17 protein-coding genes are annotated in these 18,233 nt (G+C 62.9%); 8 read left to right on the top strand and 9 right to left on the bottom strand.

Features of this window, described 5'->3' with window-relative positions:
• Positions 1 to 127 precede the first annotated feature (127 nt).
• Positions 128 to 895 (bottom strand): sirohydrochlorin chelatase, encoded by a 768-nt coding sequence (locus tag AC6I97_RS07945; protein ID WP_497944624.1) that lies wholly within the window; start codon positions 893 to 895, stop codon positions 128 to 130.
• On the opposite strand from AC6I97_RS07945, the gene AC6I97_RS07940 reads away from it, so the two are divergent.
• Both AC6I97_RS07940 and AC6I97_RS07935 read left to right on the top strand, forming a co-directional pair.
• Complete coding sequence (locus AC6I97_RS07940) at positions 896 to 1,567, top strand: trimeric intracellular cation channel family protein (RefSeq protein ID WP_224088471.1); 672 nt, start codon at positions 896 to 898, stop codon at positions 1,565 to 1,567.
• Between the two features lie 13 nt (positions 1,568 to 1,580).
• Positions 1,581 to 2,003: an SMI1/KNR4 family protein gene (locus AC6I97_RS07935; RefSeq protein WP_224088473.1), complete on the top strand. Its 423-nt coding sequence runs from the start codon at positions 1,581 to 1,583 to the stop codon at positions 2,001 to 2,003.
• 409 nt (positions 2,004 to 2,412) lie between these two features.
• Here the strand turns inward: AC6I97_RS07935 and AC6I97_RS07930 are convergent, their stop codons facing one another.
• The 3 genes from AC6I97_RS07930 to AC6I97_RS07920 are packed head-to-tail and all read right to left on the bottom strand — an operon-like array spanning position 2,413 to position 5,662.
• Positions 2,413 to 3,516, bottom strand: a complete 1,104-nt coding sequence (locus tag AC6I97_RS07930; protein WP_224165085.1) for a polyprenyl synthetase family protein — start codon at positions 3,514 to 3,516, stop codon at positions 2,413 to 2,415.
• A gap of 9 nt (positions 3,517 to 3,525) precedes the next feature.
• Positions 3,526 to 4,869: a geranylgeranyl reductase family protein gene (locus tag AC6I97_RS07925; protein WP_497944623.1), complete on the bottom strand. Its 1,344-nt coding sequence runs from the start codon at positions 4,867 to 4,869 to the stop codon at positions 3,526 to 3,528.
• A 22-nt stretch (positions 4,870 to 4,891) separates the two neighbouring features.
• Positions 4,892 to 5,662 carry a demethylmenaquinone methyltransferase gene (locus tag AC6I97_RS07920; protein ID WP_224165087.1) on the bottom strand — a complete coding sequence of 257 codons (771 nt, stop codon included), beginning with the start codon at positions 5,660 to 5,662 and terminating at the stop codon, positions 4,892 to 4,894.
• Positions 5,663 to 5,753: 91 nt separating this feature from the next.
• Between AC6I97_RS07920 and AC6I97_RS07915 the strand changes: the two genes are divergently transcribed.
• From AC6I97_RS07915 to AC6I97_RS07900, 4 genes are all read left to right on the top strand, one after another.
• Positions 5,754 to 7,118 (top strand): isochorismate synthase, encoded by a 1,365-nt coding sequence (locus tag AC6I97_RS07915; protein WP_497944622.1) that lies wholly within the window; start codon positions 5,754 to 5,756, stop codon positions 7,116 to 7,118.
• A 158-nt stretch (positions 7,119 to 7,276) separates the two neighbouring features.
• Entirely contained in the window at positions 7,277 to 8,077 is an 801-nt protein-coding gene (locus AC6I97_RS07910) for an ABC transporter substrate-binding protein (RefSeq protein WP_224088480.1), read from the top strand.
• Positions 8,078 to 8,179: 102 nt separating this feature from the next.
• Positions 8,180 to 8,971 (top strand): amino acid ABC transporter permease, encoded by a 792-nt coding sequence (locus AC6I97_RS07905; RefSeq protein WP_497944621.1) that lies wholly within the window; start codon positions 8,180 to 8,182, stop codon positions 8,969 to 8,971.
• Positions 8,972 to 8,982: 11 nt separating this feature from the next.
• Complete coding sequence (locus tag AC6I97_RS07900; protein ID WP_224165090.1) at positions 8,983 to 9,777, top strand: amino acid ABC transporter ATP-binding protein; 795 nt, start codon at positions 8,983 to 8,985, stop codon at positions 9,775 to 9,777.
• An 88-nt stretch (positions 9,778 to 9,865) separates the two neighbouring features.
• Here the strand turns inward: AC6I97_RS07900 and AC6I97_RS07895 are convergent, their stop codons facing one another.
• From AC6I97_RS07895 to AC6I97_RS07880, 4 genes are all read right to left on the bottom strand, one after another.
• Positions 9,866 to 10,819: a hypothetical protein gene (locus AC6I97_RS07895; protein ID WP_497944620.1), complete on the bottom strand. Its 954-nt coding sequence runs from the start codon at positions 10,817 to 10,819 to the stop codon at positions 9,866 to 9,868.
• A 268-nt stretch (positions 10,820 to 11,087) separates the two neighbouring features.
• On the bottom strand, positions 11,088 to 12,797 hold the full coding sequence (gene menD / locus AC6I97_RS07890) for a 2-succinyl-5-enolpyruvyl-6-hydroxy-3-cyclohexene-1-carboxylic-acid synthase (protein ID WP_497944619.1): 1,710 nt from the start codon (positions 12,795 to 12,797) through the stop codon (positions 11,088 to 11,090).
• A gap of 384 nt (positions 12,798 to 13,181) precedes the next feature.
• Complete coding sequence (locus tag AC6I97_RS07885) at positions 13,182 to 15,272, bottom strand: PhoX family protein (protein ID WP_224088496.1); 2,091 nt, start codon at positions 15,270 to 15,272, stop codon at positions 13,182 to 13,184.
• 75 nt (positions 15,273 to 15,347) lie between these two features.
• Positions 15,348 to 16,376: an o-succinylbenzoate synthase gene (locus tag AC6I97_RS07880; protein ID WP_309925558.1), complete on the bottom strand. Its 1,029-nt coding sequence runs from the start codon at positions 16,374 to 16,376 to the stop codon at positions 15,348 to 15,350.
• Positions 16,377 to 16,470: 94 nt separating this feature from the next.
• On the opposite strand from AC6I97_RS07880, the gene AC6I97_RS07875 reads away from it, so the two are divergent.
• The gene (locus AC6I97_RS07875; RefSeq protein WP_224088498.1) at positions 16,471 to 16,848 is read left to right on the top strand and encodes a VOC family protein; all 378 of its coding nucleotides are present in this window, start codon (positions 16,471 to 16,473) and stop codon (positions 16,846 to 16,848) included.
• A gap of 18 nt (positions 16,849 to 16,866) precedes the next feature.
• On the opposite strand, the gene AC6I97_RS07870 is transcribed toward AC6I97_RS07875, so the two are convergent.
• Positions 16,867 to 17,472, bottom strand: a complete 606-nt coding sequence (locus AC6I97_RS07870; RefSeq protein WP_224088499.1) for a hypothetical protein — start codon at positions 17,470 to 17,472, stop codon at positions 16,867 to 16,869.
• A 102-nt stretch (positions 17,473 to 17,574) separates the two neighbouring features.
• On the opposite strand from AC6I97_RS07870, the gene AC6I97_RS07865 reads away from it, so the two are divergent.
• Positions 17,575 to 18,195 (top strand): DUF2510 domain-containing protein, encoded by a 621-nt coding sequence (locus AC6I97_RS07865; protein ID WP_224088501.1) that lies wholly within the window; start codon positions 17,575 to 17,577, stop codon positions 18,193 to 18,195.
• Positions 18,196 to 18,233 lie beyond the last annotated feature (38 nt).

Raw genomic sequence — 18,233 nt, 5'->3', positions numbered from 1 at the left:
TTCGTCAGCAAAGGTCCGGAAACGCTAAGTCACCTAGGGAAACATTTCGTCACGAACACGCCAGCGGCCTTGTCCCGGGAGCCCGTATATGCAGGTCCTTTTTGGGCTCCCTCCGCGCCAATAAAGGTTAGGACGCCCTTGCCAACACGGCGTCGTAACGCTCCAGTGCTATCTCCGCCAGAACCGGCGACGGCAGCAAAGGAGCCGTAACAATATCCGCCCCAGCCTTGGCCAGCTGGTCGTGGAAGTAGCCCGTTGCCAACAGGTAAGAGGCGACGAAAACCCTGCCGTTTGCCCCGTCTTCGGCGAGTTCGGCGCGCAAGGAGGCGACGCCGTCGGGCACTGTTGGCTGCGCACTGGCACCGTAGGCGACGCGAACCTTGTTCGGCAGCAGCTCAGCGAGTTGGCGCGCCTGCTCCTCCGAGTCCACCGAGCCGTCCGGAAGGGATGATCCTGCGGCAGCCAGCAGCACGCCGTCGTTCTCCTTCAGTCCGGCGGCGCGCAAGTGGGTGGCAAGCAGCTCCGCCAAGCGCGGGTCCGGACCCAGCGGCCTCGCGGCCACTACTTCCGGCCGGCTCGTGATTGCCTTGGGCACGTCCACCTTGATGTGGAAGCCGCTACTGAGCAAAAGCGGTACGACGACGGCGGCAGTCCCCTCGGGCAGACCCTCCACCACCCCGGACAACTCGGGTTCCTGCACGTCCACATACGCCTCAAGGACCTGCAGGCCGGGGCGCAGGGCTTCGATTTCGGCCATGACGCGACGGATGGCGGCCTGGCCTTCGGCGTTGCGGGTTCCGTGGGCACAGGCGATCAAAACGGGGCTGTTCATGGGAGCTAGCGTAACGTTGAGCCAGCACCTACTGAGAGTCGCAGGCAGAAAGAACCCGTCCACTTGATTTCCATCGACATTGTCCTTCTGTGGCTTGACCTGGTCGGCGTGTTCTTCTTCGCGGTCTCGGGTTCGCTGCTGGCAGCCCGCAAACAATTCGACATCGTGGGTTCAGTGCTCCTCGCCTCCATCGTGTCGCTGGGTGGCGGTGCGATCCGCGACGTCGTCATCAACGCCGGACCACCTGTTGCTTTCACAAACCCGGTCTACCTGATTCCGCCACTGCTCGCTGCGCTGCTGGTGTACTTCCTTTTCTCCTCTGTGCAGCGCTTCACCTCCCTGTTAACACTGTTCGACGCCGGCGGGCTGGCCCTTTTCTGCATCACCGGGACGCTGAAGGCACTCACGTCCGGCATGAATCCGGTGGCTGCAATCCTCTTGGGTGTCACCACGGCAGTGGGCGGCGGCCTGCTGCGCGACATCACCGCCAACGAGGTTCCAACCCTTTTTGATGCACGCGACATCTACGCGCTACCCGCGTTTGTGGGGGCCGGATTGACCACCCTGCTCTGGCATCTTGGCCTGTTCAGCGGGCTCACCGCATGCCTGGTGGCCGGCATTGTTTTTGCCTTCCGCGTCACAGCCTGGAGGCGCAGTTGGTACGTGCCACTGGCCGTGCGCGGATGGCAGCGTGCAGGCACCGGGACGGGCGCAATTTCGGGTGCCCGCGATTAGCTAGGATAAGAGCATGACTGACATGTTCCTCGAGAAGTTCCGCGCGCTGGTCCCAAAGTATCTCGAGGATGAATGGCAGGAAGAAGACGGCCTCACACCAGAGGAACTGGACGAGGCCCTCGCCGATCACTCCTTTACGATCCCCTTGGCTCTGCGTGAGTTCTACCTTGCCCTCGGTGGTTGCGAGGACCTCATGGAGGCGTACCACTACTTCTGGGATCCCGAGGAACTCGAGGTGGATGACGAAGGCTTCCTCATGTTCCTCGAAGACGAAGAGGAACAATTCACCTGGGGCTTCCGCATCGCCGACGTCAGCATCCCGGACCCCATCGTCTGGCGCCGCAACAACGCCCGCGGCCAGTGGAAGAGCGAAGAAGGCACGTTCTCCGAATTCGTCTTCGACATGTTCGAGTGGGCGTTCAACGACGAAGACTAAGTTCTGCCTGGCAGCCCCTGCGCTCCCCCTGATGGGTGGCGCGGGGGCTGTTTTTATTTGGGCTGGCGATGGCCCTCCCTGGGGTCTTGCTGTTTAAACGGAATGGCCCCGGTCCGCTGCAACGTTACGAGTCATACGCTGCACCGAACCGGGACCACAATCTCCGTTCGCATCAGACCCACCGGAGGCATTTAGTGGATCCGTGAATAGCTTATGACAACTCTGTCACATACGCAACTTTTGCCGTCAATGATTTTCCAACAACCATGATCTTATTTACGGAACCGTGGAGTTTTCCATATAGCTGCAAAACACAGCACATTAAGCAACGCGGGGTCACTTACGGCCCATCCCAAGGGGAATTATGGGCCGTAAGTGACCCCGCGTTGCGTTAAACGGAACGAGGAAGCTAGCTGCTCCGGTCCACCACTGCGTGCGCGAAGTTGGTCAGCGACGTCTTAACAACGCCCTCAGGCAGCGGCGCCAGAGCCGAAATGGCCTCCGAAGACCACTGGCGGGCGATCTTCCACGATTCGGTGGTCACAGGGTGTTCGCGCAAACCAGCCACAGCATCGGCAAGGGCGGCATCGGACGTCAAGTCGCCGTCCACCAACTCCAGCAGGGCAGCCGCGGAGGAATCCCCCGCTGCAGCATCCCGGCGGAGCAGGAGCACGGGCAAGGTGGGCACGCCTTCGCGGAGGTCGGTGCCCGGGGACTTGCCGGACTTGACCTTCACGCCGGTGACATCGATGACGTCGTCGGCAAGCTGGAAGGCCACGCCCACCTTCTCCCCGTATTCGACCAAGACGTCCTCGTATGTGGGATCGGCTCCGGCGAAGATCGCGCCAAGTTGGCCGGAGGCTGCGACCAGGGATCCTGTCTTGTCGGCGATGACGGAGAGGTAGTGCTCCACCGCGTCTTCGTCCTCGCGTGGGCCCACGGTTTCGTGGAGCTGGCCGAGGCACAGGCGTTCGAAGGTGCGGGCCTGGATGCCGAGGGCACGGGAGCCGAGCTCGGAGACGAGGATGGAGGCGCGGGCAAAGATGAGGTCGCCGGTGAGGATCGCCACCGAGTTGCCCCACACTTCATGGGCCGTCGGGGCGCCGCGGCGGAAGGGCGCGGAGTCCATGACGTCGTCGTGGTACAAGGTTGCAAGGTGCGTCAGTTCAACAACAACTGCCGCCTGGACCACCTCGGGACGGGATGCGTCTCCCAGGTGTGCGCACAGCAATGTGAGCAGCGGACGGATGCGCTTGCCGCCGGCTTCCACCAGGTGGCGCGACGTTGCGTCAGCAAGGGGGTCCGAGTTGGAAATGGCTTCGCGAAGCTTCTTTTCCACGCGGGCCAGGTTGGTGGTGATGGCTGGGCCGAGTTCGGCGTCGCCGGCGATGGCGGCAAAACCGGCGGGCAGCTGGAGCCCTGTGGCGATGGCGGTGGTGTTGGGGGCAGGCTCAACAGTGTCCGGCAGGCCGTGCCCGGCATGCGTCCAGCTGTGTTCGGCAGAGTTCGTCACGGCTTAACCCTAACTAGTTGTTGCGGAAACCGCGGTGTCGGAGTCTGCCGCCTTAAAAGGACGGACAGGGGAAGTGTTGGACGTGGCCGGGACGAGCATCTCAAGGACGCGGATTACGCGATCTTCGAAGCCCTTCGCGGACGGGTCCGTGAGATTGGCGAGCATACGCACCACGAAGCGCATCAGCATCGGAATGGGCATGCCCGTGCGCAGTGCGAGTTTCATGACGGCAGGCTTCCCGATCAAGGAAGCAAACATGCGCCCCAAAGTGAAGTGCGATCCCCACTGGTCCCGCACATAGTCCGCGTACCGCGAAAGGTGTGCGTCGGCGTCGTCGGCGGTCCATCCGGCGGACGCGGAACGTGAAGCAGAGTCAATCAGGAACTCAGCCGCGAACCGGGCAGACTCCATGGCATAGGAGATACCCTCGCCGTTGAAGGGGGACACCATGCCACCGGCGTCGCCCAGCAGGAGCAGTCCGGGTGAGTAGTGCGGCGTGCGGTTGAAGCCCATGGGCAGCGCGGCGCCGCGGATCTCCCCCACTTGGTGCTCAGGCGTGAAGCCCCAACCGGCGGGCATCCCAGCCGTCCACTCGCGCAGGACCTGCTTGTAATCCAGCTTGCCGAATTCCTTGGAAGAGTTCAGTATTCCGAGCCCCACGTTCGACGTGCCGTCGCCGACCCCAAACACCCAGCCGTAGCCGGGCAGCGGCTTGCCGGACTTGCCGGGGAGCTCCAGCCAGCCTTCCATCCAGTCGTCTTCGTGCCTGGGAGATGTGAAGTAAGTTCGCACGGCGACGCCCAACGGACGGTCATCACGCTTGTGCATACCCAGCGACACGGCGGTTCGCGTGGAGTTGCCGTCCGCAGCGAGTACGACGTCGGCATGGAAGTCGCGCGTTTCGCCCGTCTTGCGTCCGGACTCGTCGAGGATGGACGCCCGTGCGCCGATGACGCGGCCGTCGTCGGACTGCAGGGCGGACGTGACGCTGTGGCGTTCAAGCACGACGGCGCCCGCGGCCTGTGCGTGACGGGCCAACTCTTCGTCGAAGCCCAGCCGGGTCCGAATCAGTCCGTAGGTAGGAAAGTCTGAAACCTCCGGCCAAGGCAGCTCGATGGTACGGCCGCCAGCAATGAGTCGAAGACCCTTGTTTCGGCGCCAGCCCTCGGACTCGGCATGCGGCAATCCGAGCTTCTGGATTTCACGGACCGCGCGCGGGGTGAGACCGTCGCCGCAGACTTTTTCGCGGGGAAAGGAGGTCTTCTCCAGGACTGTGACATCAATGCCGGCCTGGGCGAGGTAATACGCGGCGGTGGACCCGGCGGGTCCCGCGCCAACAATCAGTACTTTCACGTCGTCCTAAATAAGTGGCACGTCAGGTGGGCTGGCTGCCGGACCGGCGCGGTTTGATCTGGCGGCGAAGCTTGGCCACGGGCACGCTTTCGCGGTGCTCGGCCGGCTTCTGCGCGCGATGTACGGCAACGATGCCGCCGCTGAGGTTGCGGTAGGTGATGTCCGTCCAGCCAGCGTCGCTGAGCCACTGGGCAAGGTGGTCCTGGTCCGGCCAGGCGCGGATCGACTCTGCCAGGTAGACGTAGGCATCCGGGTTGGAGGAGACCTTGGTGGCGATGGCCGGGAGGGCGCGCATCAGGTATTCGGTGTAGAGGTTGCGCCACAGCGGCACCACGGGGTGCGAAAATTCCGCGATGACCAGCCGGCCGCCGGGCTTGGTGACGCGCAGCATTTCCTCGAGGGCTTTGCGCGGTTCAACAACATTCCGCAGGCCGAAGGAAATGGTGGCAGCGTCAAAGCTGTTGTCCGCGAACGGCAGGTTGGTGGCATCCCCGGCGATGAAGTCGATGTCCGGGCGGCGGCGTTTGCCCACTTTGAGCATGCCCAGAGAGAAGTCGCAGGCCACGACATCCACGCCGGCATCGGCGTACGGTTCGCTTGAGGTGCCCGTTCCAGCGGCGAGGTCCAGGACCTTCTGGCCCACCTTCACATCCATGGCATCGACCACGATGCGGCGCCACCGACGCGTCTGCCCCATGGAGAGGACGTCATTCACGACGTCGTATTTGGGGGCGACATCGTCAAACATCGTCGCAACTTCGTCCGGACGCTTTTCCAAGGATGCTCGGTTCACCCTGCAATTGTCTCAGACATTCAGCCGACTTTGCTGCGCTGTAGAACTCGGCTCAGGTTCTGGCGGCACGCGGGAGTACTGTTGTTCCATCATGACGAGCACGCTCCGTACCTTGACAGTCCCCCTCGATGTCGAATCATCCTCCGGGGGGCTGCCGTCGTTTCTGGTCCGGGACGACGTCCTCTGCTGGTCACGCCGCGAAGCGGGTCTGGTGGGGTACGGCGAGCTGACACGGTTCAACGCCTCGGGCCCTGAGCGCTTCCTTGAGGCTGATATCTGGTGGCGGCACCTCATTCTTGAGGCCGAAATCATCGATCACGTGGAGATCCCGGGCACTGGCCCGGTTGCGTTCGGCTCGTTCGCTTTTTCCAAGATGTCCCCGCACGTTTCCCGGCTGATCGTCCCGGAGATGGTGGTCGGCATCCGCGATGGCCGCGCTTGGGCCACCCAACTGACTTTCGACGACGCCGAGCTCACCGAGACGGGCGTCCTCGCCGCCCTGGACCGCTGGCTGACCAGCACCGACCCATATGAAGCCGATGGTGAAGCCACTACGGCAGGGGGGTCCGACGTCGGGCTGTCACCTGACGCTTTTTCGCCCAACGGTGCGGCTGGTTACCTCAGCCGGGGGTCGTTGAGCGAAACGGATTGGATGCAGGCCGTCTCCAACGGCGTGGCGGAAATCCGCACCGGCAAGCTGGAGAAACTTGTTTTGGCGCGCGACGTCGTAGCCAACCTTCCTGCCGGTGTGAACGCTGCGGAGGTGCTTCGCCAGCTGGCGGCACGGTACCGGGAATGCTGGACGTATGGCGTTGACGGCTTGGTGGGTGCGACACCGGAAATGCTGATTCAGGTGGAGGGTCGCACGGCTCAGGCCCGTGTGCTGGCCGGCACGTTGGATCGACGCGACGCCGAAGGTGTGGACGGATCCCCCATGGCCTACGCCGAGCGGGTTCTGGCCGGATCTGAAAAGCAGCGCCACGAGCATGAGATTGCGATTGATTCGCTGACCCGCCAGCTGGCGCCGTTTTCCGAGGCGATGAACTCCCACAGCGAGCCCTTCATTCTGGAACTGCCCAACGTGTGGCATCTGGCCTCGGACGTCAAAGCTGAGCTTGCTGATATTGAAGGTCATGTGCCCACGTGCTTGGCCCTGATCAATGCGCTGCATCCAACCGCGGCAGTGTGCGGAACACCTACTTTGGTGGCCGGTGCGCTGATCCGGAAATTGGAGCACCTGGACCGTGGCCCCTACGCCGGGCCGGTGGGTTGGCTTGATGCTGCCGGCAATGGCGAATGGGGCATTGCTTTGCGCGGCGCGGTCATCGAGGACGCCAACACAGTGCGCCTTTACGCGGGTTGCGGGATCGTGGAAGGTTCCCAGCCTGAGGCTGAGCTTGCCGAGACATGGGCCAAATTCCGGCCAATGCTCGAGGCCCTGGGGATCCAGCGCTGAATCTGGGATCTCAGACTGGGACTCGCGGGTGGCACTTGCATATTCGCTAAACTAGTTATCTGATAGTGAAACTAAGTTTCCTGTGATGCACATCTCACGTTGGGCGCTACACTAAAACCGACTCAGCTCAGCATCCACTGCAACAAAAGGTAAAAAACATGCAGATCTCCCGTTCGGTTCTGTCCGGCACCAAGATGGCCGCCGTGCTCGCAGCAGGCGCCCTGGCCCTGACCGCCTGCGGTGGCGCCTCCACTCCGGCTGCCTCGAGTGGCTCAGGCCCCAAGCTCATCAACGCCGGCAAGCTCACTGTGTGCTCGGATGTCCCCTACGAGCCCTTCGAGTTCCAGAAGGACGGCAAGATCGTCGGCTTCGATATGGACATCGCCAACGAAGTGGCCAAGGACCTCAAGGCCGAACTCAACGTGGTGGACAGCTCCTTCGAAGCAATCGAGACCGGCACTGCACTGACTGGTTGCGACGTCTCCATCTCCTCAATCTCCATCACCGACGTCCGCAAGAACGTCATGGACTTCTCCAACCCGTACATGGACGACGACCTGACCCTCGTGGCTACCTCGTCCTCGGGCATCAGCAACCTTGACGGTGCCAAGGGCAAGAAGGTGGGCGTCCAGCAGGCCACCACCGGCGCCCAGTACGCCAAGGACAAGGGAATCGACGCCCAGCAGTTCGAGGACTCCGGCCTCCTGGTCCAGGCCCTCAAGGCAGGCACCATCGACGCCGCCGTCGGCAACCAGTCGGTTCTGGGTTACGCCATCATGGACGATTCCAAGCTCAAGCGCGTTGAAGACTACGCAACGGGCGAGAAGCTGGGAATCTCCATCAAGAAGGGCAACACCGCCATGGCTGACGCCGTCAATGCGACCCTGAAGCGCCTCACCGATGACGGCACCCTGAAGAAGTTCGAGACAACCTGGTTCGGCGAAGCAACCAAGAAGTAGTCCGAGCCCCGGCTCCCCAGAATCACGCAGGCGGGCCCCGCAACGATCTGTTAAAGCAGTCCGTTCGGGGCCCCACCTGCGCACTACGAATGTGAGAACACCATGGCAATGACTGCACGTCAACGAGCCAAAGTCAGTCTGTACGTCCAGGCCGGGATCTTCGTTGTGGCCCTGGCCGCAGTAATCCTCGCCGTGGATTGGAAGACCGTTGGAAACAGCGTCTTCAACTTCGCCAAAATCGGCCCGATGTTCCCCGACATCTTCCTGATCGGCCTCAAGAACACCCTCATCTACACGGCGCTTGCCTTCGTTGTGGGCCTCTCCGGTGGTCTGCTGCTCGCCCTGATGAAGCTCTCCTCCTTCCCCCTCTACCGCTGGCTCGCCACCGGATACATCGAATTCTTCCGCGGCGTCCCCGCCCTGCTGGTCTTCATCGCCTTTGGCTACGGTGTGCCCCTTGCCTTCGGCATCCAGTGGGACGTCAACATCGTGGTCATGGTTTCCCTGGGCATGGTGGCCTCCGCCTACATCGCCGAAACCCTGCGCGCCGGCCTCCAGGCCGTTCCCAAGGGACAGATGGAAGCCGCCCGCTCACTGGGCATGCCGCACTGGCGCGCGATGGTCTCCATCGTCATTCCGCAGGCGTTCAAAATCGTCCTGCCGCCGTTGACCAACGAGATCATCCTGCTCACCAAGGACTCCTCGCTGATCTACGTCCTGGGCCTCACCGCATCCCAGTATGAGCTGACCAAGTTCGGCCGCGACGGCATCTCCAGCCTCGGAGCCGGCCTCACGCCGTTGCTTGTGGCAGGTGCCTTCTACCTGGTCATCACCATCCCCTTGAGCCTCCTGGCACGGAAGTTCGAAAGCCGCTCCGCGCGGACGAAGCGATAGGCAGGACAGTCATGAATAACTCCACCGGGAGCACCGCAGCCGTTCGCGCCGCAGGCGTGGACATCAAGGACCTCCGCAAGTCCTACGGCAACAATGAGGTTCTCAAAGGCATCTCGCTGACCGTTGAACCGGGCCAGGTCGTGTGCCTGATCGGGCCCTCGGGTTCTGGAAAGTCCACCCTCCTGCGCTGCGTGAACCTGCTTGAACACCCAAATGCAGGCACCATCAACGTAGGTAAGTTCGAGGCCACCGACCCCGACGTCGACCTCAACCGCATGCGTCAGAGCGTTGGCATGGTGTTCCAGCACTTCAACCTGTTCCCGCACCTGAGCGTGCTGGACAACTGCACCATCTCGCAGATGAAGGTCCTCAAGCGGTCCAAGTCCGAGGCCGCCGACGTAGCACGCCGCAACCTTGAACGCGTTGGCCTTGGACACCTGTCCGATCGTTTCCCGGACCAGCTTTCCGGTGGCCAGCAGCAGCGCGTAGCCATTGCACGCGCGCTGTCCATGGATCCGCAGCTGATGCTCTTCGACGAGCCAACGTCCGCCCTTGACCCGGAGACGGTGGGTGATGTCCTGGCCGTTATGCGCAAACTGGCCCAGGAAGGCATGACCATGCTGGTGGTCACCCACGAGATGGGCTTTGCCCGCGAAGTGGCCGACCGCGTGGTCTTCATGGATGCCGGCGTCGTAGTGGAGGAAGGTCCGGCGGAACACGTCATCAGCGCCCCGTCCCAGCCGCGAACCAAGGAATTCCTGCGCCGCGTCCTGGACCCGACGCATATCGACGTCGTGGAGGACTGACGCTTCACTGCCGCGCAAATTCGCTGGCGCCGCGCAAACGGGAGGGCGACACCTATATGTGGGTGTCGCCCTCCCGTTTCTGTGTCGCCTACGAATTTGGGTGTCCTAATGACGCACGACGACGGCGGGGAACCCCGGCTGCCACAAGCTCACGTTCCAGCTTGCCAACTGTCAAGTCACTCCACACCAACCGGAACACACCTCTGCCGGTGGCGCGGATGGCATTCTCGCGGTCCTTTTCTTCGATCACTACTTGGGAAGGCGAACGTCCCTTCAAGTACTCCGGCTTCATATATTTTTCGCGGCCATCGAATTCTCCGACGACTCTGACGTCCTTCCAGTAATAGTCCGTATAGACGACCCCTATCTTCGTTCGAACTTCATACTGCAACTCGGGAGCAGCAAAACCGGCGAGATGCATGAGTCCCCTGCAGTAGGACTCCCCCGGCGAACCCGAATTCGTAGCAGCGAACTGAACAACCGCTGCTATACGCTTGGCGGCGGCCTTCGAATACCGGGCATCAATAGCATTCAACAGCTCATCCCTTGTTACTGGTTCGCGACGACGTCCAGGGGATAAAAGGAAATCCACGGGAACAACAGCCTCGGCAAAGGGCACGGAAGCTGCGATGTCCAATACCGTCCTGACGCGGCTGGTCACCAGGAAACCGTTCATTTCCTCAGCTTCCTGGAAACCGTCGCTGACATAGTGCCGTCGGACACCTGCCCTGGACCTACCCCCTCCGGCGTAGGAGCTGAGTGCGTGAATGGGTTGTCGTCCGAGGATGGTCGGAATGCCATGAATGCTGGCCGCGGAGTGGTGCGAGAACACGGTGGCGGACGTGAACGTCTCCGCCGCTGCCTCGACCCTCAGGGCATAGCGATCCCAACTCTCCAACAGCGCCCAATTCTGCGCGTCGACATACACCCCATGCCTGATTCTCACGAGCTTTCCGGCTTTGGCTGCCTCCGACAATTTCCGGGAATCCCCGCCGATGAGTGACAGGTCCTTGGCGAGGATCAGTTTGGGTAGGCTCCGCATAGCACCAGCCTTCTGCTTTGACGCTGCCTTGAGTAGGCTCTCTCCGCCGTATGTGGAAACTCCCGATCCACCGCCGCTGCGGAGACGGACCAACGACACCCGGATTCGGTCGCCTCGCAGTCCGGTTCACGACGCTCCACGTCTTGGCCGACACCCAGATTCACGGAGGTCACCCAAATCCGCGCAGCGTGGATCTGTATGCGCAGCGCCAAAGAATCTTGGAGGCGCAAACGGATTTGGGTGGCGCCGGCCGAGATTAGGCCCGGGACTAGCCCGCGGTCAACACCTTGCCCACGGCACCGGAGACTGCTTCCTTGATGCGGGCATGAAGTGCCCGCAGGCCTGCGCGGTCCACGCGCACCTCCACAATGGTGCGTCCCTTCAGCGGCGACTTGAGTGCCTCCGCAAGTTCCGCCGTCGTACTTATCGTCTGGTGTCCGACGCCGTATGCGGCCGCGAGTGCCGCGATGTCCACTGAGTGTGGCGTGCTAAAGAGGCGTTCGACGGCGGTGCCGTAGGCCCCCGAGTCCTCCACCGCGCCGTGCTCGAGGAGGCTGAAGATGGCGCCGCCGGAGTCGTTAAGGACCACGATCCGAAGATCGGGGATGGGCTCGCCCTGGCCCAAGAGTAGTCCGCCGGCGTCGTGGAGGAACGTGACGTCGCCAAGGAGAAGCGTGGTTTCTCGGCCGCTTCCGAGGGCAATTCCCGTAGCGGTGGCGATGGTGCCGTCAATGCCGGCGAGGCCGCGGTTGGCGTAGACAGTGGCGATGGGGTCGGGGTGCGGTTGGCCTGCGAGGTCGACGTCGCGTATGCCGTTGGAGGAGCCGAGAACCAATTTCCCGCGCGAGTGCTCCCAGACGGCGGCTCCGACGGAAGGACCATTGGCAGTCGACTCCCCAGCCAATATTCCATCCAAGGCATGTTGGGCGGCCGCCCCCGCCAGGAGCCAGGAATCCAGCCACTCTGCAGAGCCCCGGCCGGCGAACGCGGCCAACTCGGGGAGGGTTTCAATGGGTGTTTCGCGGCGTCGGCCAGCCTCGTACCAAGCCACAGGGACCGGCTGGTAAATGGCGGATTCGATACCGGGACGTGCCAAGAGCGCGGCCACTGGCCGGGAAAGGGTGGCCCTGCCGAACAGGACCACGCGCTCGATCGGTGTAGCCGACCCCGGACCAAAATGCTCCAGCAACACCCGGTACGGGCCCACGGCATTCGGACCGAATCGCGCGTTGGACGAAGGTTCGGCAAGCAGGGGAAGGACGTGCGCGCGTGCGAAGGCCTCAGCCACGGGACCGGCGTCGTGGCCTGCTAGAACCACGGTGCGTCGCTCGGCGAGCTCGCTCGAAGCCGCCGGAAGATCGAGCGCCTGGGGGCCGGCGTCGTAATGGAAAACGCTGTGACCAGCGGCGGTGGGAAGGGCATCGCCCGCGCCTGGAACCAACGGGTCGCGGAACGCGAGGTTCACTTGCACCGGACCTGGCGGCGTGTCCTCGAGGGCGCCCGTGGCAGCATACAACGCTGTGGCAACCGCCCGTTGGGGGTTGTCCCCCGCGGCGACGTCGACGGCGAAGCGGACGTGATCGCCGAACAGGTCCAGTTGGATTGTGGTCTGGTTCGCCCCGGTTCCGTGAAGCTCCTCCGGCCTGTCTGCCGAGACGACCACCAGCGGCACGGCCGCGTGGTTGGCCTCCATCACGGCGGGCAGCAGATTCCCGACGGCGGTACCCGAGGTTGTCAGGACAGCGGCGGGCGCTTCGGTTGCGAGGGCGAGGCCGAGCGCCGTGAATCCGGCATCCCGTTCATCGATCCGGACATGCAGGAGAACTTTGCCCGCCGCTTCTGCCTCCGCAAGGGCGTAGGCCATGGGTGCAGAACGCGAACCCGGCGCCACCACCACGTGCCGCACACCGCCGTCGAGCAGTGCAGTCACGGCGATTCTGGCGGCAGCGATGGATGTCAGAGAGTCCTGTGAAGTCACCGTTCCAGTCTATTGGCGCAGGCGGGACCCCAATTGCGCGCTCACATCCAACCGGCTCCCACCCGATGCGCTCTCACATCCACCCGGCGTCCACCCGAAGTTCTCTCACACTCTGTGCCATGAAAAGGATCGCCCAGCACCCCGCGGGAAGTGAGAGAACGACCGTCAAAACGACGCAGGAAGTGAGAGAACAATCGTCAAAACGACGCGGGAAGTGAGAGAACAACCGTCAAAACCCTGCAGGAAGTGAGAGAACAACCGTCAAAACGACGCAGGAAGTGAGAGAACAACCGTCAAAACGACGCAGGAAGTGAGAGAGCATCGGTGACGCGGAGCGCTCCCCTGCTTGGAGATCCCAGGCAGAGGAGCGTTCCGGGGTTAGTGCTACTTGCGGAACACCTGGACGATCGACGGCCGCGGAGCCCGAACCGCACCGGCGGCGGGCGTGGCTCCAGCGTCTACGTAGTCCGGGAAGAACGAGTGCTGGTCAGCGAACGTGCCTTCCTCGCCCGGGTGCTGAACGGCGACGAAAACGGTTCGCTCTTCATCGTGGATGATGGGACCACAGGTTTCGGCATCGCGCGGGACGGCCAGGAACTGCTCCACCTTTCCGCGTTCGGACCCTTCGAGGGTGACCTTGAACAGCCCATCTGCGTAGCCAATAGTGGACGGTGCACCATCGGTGGAGATCCAGAGATTGCCCACGGAGTCGAAGGCCACGTTGTCCGGGCAGGAGATCGGGGATACCTTGTCCGCCGGGAATCCGGAGAAGTACGTGGACGTGTTCTTGGCGGGGTCACCGGCCACCAACAGCAGGGTCCAGTTGAACTTGGTGCCCGTCTGGTCCGGGCCTTCGGTGATTTCCACGATGTGGCCGTCACGGTTCAGCGCACGGGGGTTGACCTCGGTGGCGCCTTCCTTGCCGGCCTTGCCGCGGTCCGAGTTGTTGGTGCAGGCCACGTACACCTTGCCGGTGAGCAGGTTGGGCTGGACGTCTTCACAGCGGTCCATCTTGGTGGGGCCAACCTTGTCAGCGGCAAGACGCGTGTAGACCAGGACTTCAGCAACGGACATGCCGGGAACTGCCGAGACGCCACCCACCACCAGCGGCAACCACTCGCCGGTGCCGTCAAAGGCGCCGTCGGAAGGAACCTTGCCCGTGCCATCAATTTCTGCAGCCGGGGAGTCTCCCGTGAAACGGGCAACGTAGAGGTCACCTTCGGAGAGGAGGCCCATGTTGTTCTTGCGGGCTTCCGCTGAGTCGCCAGGCTGGTATTTGCCCTTGGACACGAACTTGTAGAGGTAATCAAAGCGTTCGTCGTCACCCATGTACGCCACAACCTGGCCAGAGGGAGCGACAATCACGTTGGCGCCCTCATGCTTGAAGCGGCCCATGGCGGAGTGCTTCTTCGGAGTCGAGGTGGGGTCGAAGGGGTCAACTTCGACGATCCAGCCGAAGCGGTTGGTCTCGTTGGCATAGCCGGCATTGCGCGTGTCGAAGCGCGGCTCGTCGAGTTCCCACTGACGCGTGGTCGGCTTCGCAGATATGCCGTAGCGCTTGTCGCCGTCACTCGTGCCGGGTGCGGCAAAGTAGCCGTTGAAGTTCTCCTCGCCGGAAAGGATAGTTCCCCATGGAGTGGTTCCGCCCGAGCAGTTGCCCAAGGTTCCCTTGATCCAGCGGCCTTCCGGGTCATCGATTGTCTTGACCAGGTTGGTTCCTGCAGCAGCGCCAGTCAGTTCGTAGACGGTGTCCGTGAGGAAGCGGCGGTTCAGGGGTGCTCCCTGAACGTAGTTCCACGGCTTGTTCTTGTTCTTCCGCTCCAACTCCACCACCGTCAGGCCGTGACCGGCCCGGCCAATTGCACGGGCTTCGGCGGCGTCAAAACCTGCCGGCAGCATGATGTTCTCATTGGTGTATTCGTGGTTCGTGAACAATACGGCTCGACGATCCTTGGACCCGGGAACCGGGATGATGTCCGTGTAGTCGTTGTTGTAGCCGAATTGGCGGGCCTGGGCGGCAGCGGTCTGCGCGTTGAGGTTGAAGGCCGGCGAGTCGGCGAAAAGGGGGTCACCCCAACGGATGATCGGCTTCCAGTCGAACCCCTCTGGAACCGTGACGGCGTCGACGGCGGCGTCAACCGGCTTGATTGCCGTGAACTGAAGCTTGGACTTTTCGAAACCCTTCTTGGCTGCGTCCGACAAACCGTTACCAGCATCGGCGACCGCAGGTTCGGCACCAGTCACCGCACTACCAAGAACGACGGCGAGCGCACCGGCGGCGCCAAGCCCCAGGGCGGCGCGGCGGGTCATCGCCGTGGAGGCGATGTCGCGGAAGTAGCCGTTGGAGCTGGTGTTGCAAACATCGCCGGCGCAGGCATTGTCGCACTTGAGAGCGCAGGTGACGGCACTGCGTTTGCCTTTGGTGTGGCCGAACATTGGCAGCAGCGGGAACGTGCGTCCGGTGGTATCAGACATGGGGGACCTTCCAGAGAATGTACGAGGTTCCCGCTGAGCCTTTCAGCGCAATCCGAATCCGAGAGGACTCTCTGGTTAAGTTTCGGTGAACAGGTCTTCTTGGGAGGAAGCGAGTGTCGAGTGTACGCGCCGCAGCCTCTCCAACCACCAGTCGCGACGTTCCCCCGGAGCCGCGTATTGCTCAAGCAGCCCGGGATCGGCGATGGCCTCGCGAAGGCGGATGGCGCCGTCGTCGGGGACCAAGGGATCCAGGGTGATGTCCGACGCAAAGAGCGAAACGGTGCCGAGCCCGCAGGCGTATGGCAGCGAAGGCAGCGCGGCGGCGAGCGCCAGACCGGCGCGGATCCCAATGGAGGTATCGAGGGCGGAACTGACGACGGCGGGAAGGCCGGCTTGGGCGACAATGTCCAGGGCACGTGCCACTCCCCCGAGCGGCGCGACTTTGACGACGATAAGGTCCGCAGCCCCCGCCCTCGCGACGCGGAGGGGGTCGGCCTCCTTCCGGACGCTCTCATCGGCGGCTATCAGGACGGGCGCTCCCGCGGCGGCAAGGCGACGGCGCACGTCAGCCAAGCCCTCAATGTCCGGCACCGGTTGCTCTGCATATTCAAGTCCGACAACTGAGAGTTTGCCCAATGCCTCTACAGCCTGGTCAACATCCCAGCCCCCGTTCGCATCTACGCGGATGGCGGCGTCGGGAAGGGCGTCGCGCACGGCGGTGACCCTTGCGAGGTCGTCGGCAAGGGATTGACCACGCTCGGCAACCTTGATCTTGACGGCATCCACCCGGCCGAAACGAGCAAGTACTTCCGGCACGCGTTCGGCGGGAACTGCGGGAACGGTGGCGTTCACGGGGATGCTGTCCCTGAGCGGTGGAGGGAAACCAGTCCAGCCCGCTTCCAGGGCGGCAGCGAGCCAGCGCGAGGATTCGTCGTCGTCGTATTCCGGGAAGGGGCAGAATTCGCCCCACCCGAGCGGCCCTTTCAAGAGGAGTGTTTCCCGCTCCATAATTCCGCGGAACTTCACGCGCATGGGCAGTGAAACAACGTGGGCGTTGTCGAGGAGTTCTTCGAGCGGCGGCAAATCGGGAAGGCGAGCAGGCATATTGCCACTGTACCGGCGGCTCCTGGCGCCAGAGGCTGGCCAATTAGGCTATGTGGATAACTCGTCCATTCCAACAATCCGTACACTGGGTTCCATGTCATGCCGTATCAGCGAACTGGTCCTCCACTGTGCCGATCCCGAAGTGCTGGCGCGGTTTTGGAGCGACGTCCTCGGTTACGTCGAACTCGACCGGGAAGATGGCGCGATCGAGATCGGCCCTCCGGACGTCGGGTTCGGCGGCCTGCAGCCCACCATCATCCTGAGTCCCAGCAGCGACCCGCGGACTGGAAGACTTCCCCTGCACATTGACGTCAATCCCGTCGACAGGGACCAGGACGCCGAGCTGGAACGTTTGCTCGCCCTCGGAGCCCGCCCTGCTGACGTCGGGCAGACCGGAAACGAGCAATGGCATGTCCTGGCGGACCCTGAGGGCAATGAGTTCTGCCTCCTGCGTAAGCGGCTGGAGCCCTGATCAGATAGCCGGACCACGTTAGTCGGACCAGTACCTGCGGACCTTCCCGAGTCCCTGACCCAACTGCTCACCGGACAAGGTAAGGGAACTTTCGGGCATTCCGATCGCATCCCACCGAGCAACTACCCGCGTGTCTCCGAGGGGCAGGGGCCACAGCCAGTAGTGGGCCGTTGACTGAACGATTTCATCATTGCCGCTCCCCCCGCCGCCGCCGAGCGTAGTCAGCACTGGACCCGTGACGTCGTCAGCCCCTTCGTGCATCGACGGCCCGGGACCGGCTGCAACCGCCTTGCGCCCATCGGGGAAAGCGACCCCGAGCTGCAGTCCTGACCTGGTATCAAGACTTGAACGGGGACGGTTGAAGGACTGGTCCATGACGTCACGCCACTCCCGGTCCGACTCGTCGCCTCGGCGAACCGACCAGACGAGGTCCAAAGTACATCCCGTGGAATACACCTCAACCAGCTTCAGGGCCATCACCATCTGTCGGCTGTTGTAAACGAACTCGCCGATGTGCATCACGCCAGGCAGCTCGTCCGACGGCGGACCGGACCAACCGGGGCGGAGTGGCTGGGGTTGGCGCGGACGTTGGGGTGGCTCTGGAAGATCGTCGAAGAACGTCATGCTCCATCCTTACACCGCCACGAAAGCTAAAGGGAGGGTTCCATCCGAACGGAGGAAGGGAACCGCGCTATCCTCTGATTCACGACTCATTTCAGGGGAAATATGACGCACGCACCCAACGGTTCCACGACGCCCGCCGGTTGGTACCCGGATCCTTCCTTTCCGCAGCAGATGCGCTGGTGGGACGGGGTCCAGTGGACACCTCATCTTGCCCCTGCCACCGCGCAGTTCATGCCGCTCCAGCGCGTCCTGATCAGCAACCAGACCCCTGTGCTCAACCCCTTCATTTGGGCCGTGGTGCTGCTGCCGCTGGTGCCGCTCCTGCTGATGCTCACCTGGCAGCCGGAATTCCGATACATAACTACCCGGCAGGGCATGACCACTCTGGATCCCATGTCGATCTACACGCCCGGCTATTTCCTGCTCCAAGCGTCAGGGTTCATCGTTTATGGCGTATCTGTCCTGATGGCCTTCTTGGACTATCGGCGGCTGGCCCGTTCCGGCGTCGTCCGTCCCTTCCACTGGGCATGGTGCTTTCTGAGCCCCGCTGTGTACATCATTGGCCGCACGGTGATTGTCCGGAAGGTCGCCCCTGGCCGTGGGATGGGGCCGGTGTGGGCTCTCATTGGCACATTCGTACTGTCCTTGATCGTGGCAGGCATCTGGATGTCGACGATGATGCAGTCGCTGTATAGCCAGATCGGTTATTCGATAAACGCCTAATGTCCTGGGCGCCGTCCTCACACGCGTTAGGTAGACTG

It is taken from the genome of Arthrobacter sp. TmtSoilC48 (assembly GCF_059739425.1).
This window is presented reverse-complemented; position numbering and strand designations above follow the sequence as displayed.

What these genes read in the sequence shown, in the direction of transcription:
- AC6I97_RS07885 (WP_224088496.1), bottom strand. Translation starts at nt 15,272, where the DNA reads ATGTCTGATACCACCGGACGCACGTTCCCGCTGCTGCCAATGTTCGGC.
- AC6I97_RS07900 (WP_224165090.1), top strand. Translation starts at nt 8,983, where the DNA reads ATGAATAACTCCACCGGGAGCACCGCAGCCGTTCGCGCCGCAGGCGTG.
- AC6I97_RS07870 (WP_224088499.1), bottom strand. Translation starts at nt 17,472, where the DNA reads ATGACGTTCTTCGACGATCTTCCAGAGCCACCCCAACGTCCGCGCCAA.
- AC6I97_RS07875 (WP_224088498.1), top strand. Translation starts at nt 16,471, where the DNA reads ATGTCATGCCGTATCAGCGAACTGGTCCTCCACTGTGCCGATCCCGAA.
- AC6I97_RS07905 (WP_497944621.1), top strand. Translation starts at nt 8,180, where the DNA reads ATGGCAATGACTGCACGTCAACGAGCCAAAGTCAGTCTGTACGTCCAG.
- AC6I97_RS07935 (WP_224088473.1), top strand. Translation starts at nt 1,581, where the DNA reads ATGACTGACATGTTCCTCGAGAAGTTCCGCGCGCTGGTCCCAAAGTAT.
- AC6I97_RS07915 (WP_497944622.1), top strand. Translation starts at nt 5,754, where the DNA reads ATGACGAGCACGCTCCGTACCTTGACAGTCCCCCTCGATGTCGAATCA.
- AC6I97_RS07910 (WP_224088480.1), top strand. Translation starts at nt 7,277, where the DNA reads ATGCAGATCTCCCGTTCGGTTCTGTCCGGCACCAAGATGGCCGCCGTG.
- AC6I97_RS07895 (WP_497944620.1), bottom strand. Translation starts at nt 10,819, where the DNA reads ATGCGGAGCCTACCCAAACTGATCCTCGCCAAGGACCTGTCACTCATC.
- AC6I97_RS07880 (WP_309925558.1), bottom strand. Translation starts at nt 16,376, where the DNA reads ATGCCTGCTCGCCTTCCCGATTTGCCGCCGCTCGAAGAACTCCTCGAC.
- AC6I97_RS07865 (WP_224088501.1), top strand. Translation starts at nt 17,575, where the DNA reads ATGACGCACGCACCCAACGGTTCCACGACGCCCGCCGGTTGGTACCCG.